Annotated in this window: 2 protein-coding genes; both read right to left on the bottom strand. The window is 66.8% G+C overall.

Annotated features, from left to right (window positions below; genetic code table 11):
* A partial coding sequence (locus RT456_RS19330; RefSeq protein ID WP_313349077.1) for a DUF6531 domain-containing protein occupies nucleotides 1-1,174 on the bottom strand: 1,174 nt, incomplete at its 3' end.
* A gap of 9 nt (nucleotides 1,175-1,183) precedes the next feature.
* Nucleotides 1,184-3,035: type VI secretion system tip protein VgrG (gene vgrG, locus RT456_RS19325; protein WP_313349075.1), on the bottom strand; the 1,852-nt coding region annotated here is incomplete at its 5' end.

Raw genomic sequence — 3,035 nt, 5'->3', positions numbered from 1 at the left:
CATAGGCGACCAGCTGGCTGCGGTAGGTGCGGCTCCATTCGATGGGAAGCGGTGCATCCAGTACGAAGTCGGTGTGTGTGAAGGTTTCGGCGCCTGTGGCGAAGCTGATCGAGTGCGCGGTGCCGCCTTTTGCGGGGCACAGCTTGCAGGCATTGGCGTCGCCCTTGGCCGGGCTTTGCCGGCTTGTTGCGCCCAGCTCGTGGCCTGGGTTGTTTTTCTTGTGGTCCGCGCCCTTGCCGGATGGGACCATCGCCGCGCCCCGCTTCTTGTGTCTGGCGACCGCGTCGCGCAGCCGCGCCAGTATCCACCGGATGCTCATCTGCGTCTGCTCGTCGGCCAGGGCGGCGAGCTTGCCGCGAAACGCCGGCTTGAAGGCGGTCAGGTGGCCGATGATGCTTGTTACGCCCGCTACCGCGCCCTGCGGAAGGTGGCTGGCTGCCGCCGCGACCACGTAGTTCGCGCTCCTCTTGTACTGCCGGCCAAGGGCGCCCAGCATGCGCCGCCAGCTGCTTTGCGCCTGCGGGTCGTGCAGCTTGTCCGCCACTTCCGCCGGGGTGGCCACGTTGAACAACGGTTCCTTGCCGATGCAGCGATTGAGGACCTTGATCAGGTCGTCGGCAATGCCGTCGGCAGTATTGGCGCAATCGTCCAGGATGCCGGCCAGCTTACCCATCGCACTGTCGACGAAGGTGTCGATCTCGCCGGCCAGCCTGGCGTTGAGGTGCACGACCAGCACCTCGATCAGCGCACTGCCGAGATCCTTGACGCCCAGCGCCAGCTTTTGCCGGACCAGATGCAGCGCCGGCCGCAGGCTCATGCGCGCCGCGCCCATCGCCGGCGGCACCGGGACCACGCCGATCAGGTTGATGCCCAGGCTCACCCAGAGCAGGAAATCGATTTCCTTGGCACCCTTGGCGAGGCCCTTCTGGATGATCTCCACGATATCCATGATGGCGTCGATCAGCGCCATGATGTTGCCGATCACCGGCAGGCTGCCGGCCACGGTACTCAGGCGCTCCAGCGTGACGTAGTCGTCGCTGATCTTGCGCAGCCATTTGTCGAAGGCGGCGGCGCCGGCGCCGACGTCTTGCTGGTCGATGGTGTTGAGCGGGGCGACCGCGACTTCCGGCGCGCGCTCGGCGGGCTTGGACGGGGCCTGCGTGGGTTCGGTCATGGTGGCTTTTTATATGACGGATTTTTTCGGGGTCGAGGGCGCTGCTTCAGCGTCCATGCGCGGCAGCGCTCCGGGCAGATCGACGATCGACGCGACGGCGGCGGCAGGCTTGCCGGCACTTGACGCGCCGCCTGCCAGCTTGCCCGCAACCTTGGCCAGGGCCGCCGGTCCTGCAGCGGCCAGCAGTGCTTGCGCGCCGCCTTTTGGCAGTGATTGCACCGCGCTTGCCGCTTGCTGCGCAGCTTGCGCAATCGTGCCAAGCTTGCCGGCTGTGCCGCTGAGACTACCCGTTGCAGCGATGGCGCCGGCGAGCAGTCCGGAGTTCTGCGTTCTCGGCGTCGGCGCTGGCCGGTCAGGCGTTGCCGCGGCAGCGGCGCCGGCCTCGGGCAGCGCCACGGTTGGCCATTCGGTTCCCTGGCCGAAGTAGCTGCCTTCATCCCACGGGTCGCGCGGGTCCTTGCCGTAGCTGACCGTCGCCATCCCCATCGGCAGGCCGGCCACGCTGGCAAAACCATCGCCATCGAGCGTCCCCTGGTGGACGCCACCTTCAGAGTCGACGACGGTGTAGTCGCCTTGCCGGATGCCTTGTTTCTTGCCTCCTTCCGGATTCACATAGTGGTGATACAGGTCGAGCTGCCCCGGCGCCAGCTGCACGGGCTGCGGCAAGGCTGGCGTGCCTTCGCTCTTGCCAGGGACGAAGCTGTGGTGCGCCGCGTGTTGGACCCAGTTGCCGCTGGTGCCATGGACGATCCCCGATGCGTTCCAGCGGCTGAAACTGGTGCCGCCGTTGATCACCACCTCTTCCTTTGCCGTGATCGTGATCCGGTTGGCGGTATGGGTGATGTTGAGCTTGGCCAGGATGTTGACGCTGTCCTTCAGGGCGGTGATGTCGATGTCGGCGCTGGCCGCCACCAGCTTCATGCCGGCCTTGTAGGCAAACATGCGCACCGCTTCCTTGACGCTGACGAGCAGGCTCTTGCCCGCGCTCAGGCTGGCATGGCCGCCGCTGCTCAAGGCGGTGTGCTCCATGCTCATCAGGTGGGTGGAACCCTGCGTGCTCGCTTCGATGCCGGCGGGGCTGGCGAGAACCAGGTGGGGAGCCTGGAATTCCGGGAATTCGCCTTGTCCAGGTGTGCCGCCTTTGCCTTTGATGGCGTCGACCTGCGCCTGCAGCGCGGCGACAACCTGGTCCTGGTCGCCCGGCTGGTGCGCCTGCGCCTGCTGCGCCGTCTGGGACAGGCTGTCGTGCAAGGCCTGGCCCTGCGCCATGCGCGCCAGCGTCTCCGCCATGTCGGTGATATGGGCGCGGGCGTTCGGCCGTCCTTCGGTGCTGAGCAGCAGGCCCTGCTGCGCGCGCACCGCGCCAATGCCGTCGGTGCGCAGCTCGAAGCCCTGGCCGCGCGCGTCCTTGCGTCCGGCATTGTCTTCGATGCGGTTGATATGGCCGAGGCTGAGCTGGCTGGCGAGGTGGTCGCTCCTGAGCTGTGCCTGGATCTGTCCTTGCGTGTCATCCAGCACCAGGTGATTGCTGCGTCCGCCGGGCGTGTTGCCGCCCGTGGCGGTCAGCTCCCGGCTTCTGAGACCCGTCAGCGCGCGCTGTTCGGGCAGCTTCCACGGCGGCATATGGCCCTGGTTGTACACGGAGCCGGTCACGATCGGATGGTCGGGGTTGCCATCTAACCATTGCACGATCACTTCCGAGCCGACCCGCGGATGGCTGGCCAAGCCCTTCTCGCCGCCGGCCCAGTTGCTGCTTACCCGTACCCAGCAGCTACCGCTCTCATGGCGGTCCCAGTGAAACTTGACCTGGATGCGCCCATACTGGTCTACGTTGAGGCTGCCCTGGCCTTCGGGGCCGACA

This window comes from Stenotrophomonas sp. (assembly GCF_032099025.1).
GTDB lineage: Bacteria > Pseudomonadota > Gammaproteobacteria > Xanthomonadales > Xanthomonadaceae > Stenotrophomonas.
Note: the sequence above shows the minus strand (reverse complement) of the source record. Positions and strands in the feature narration are given on the sequence as shown.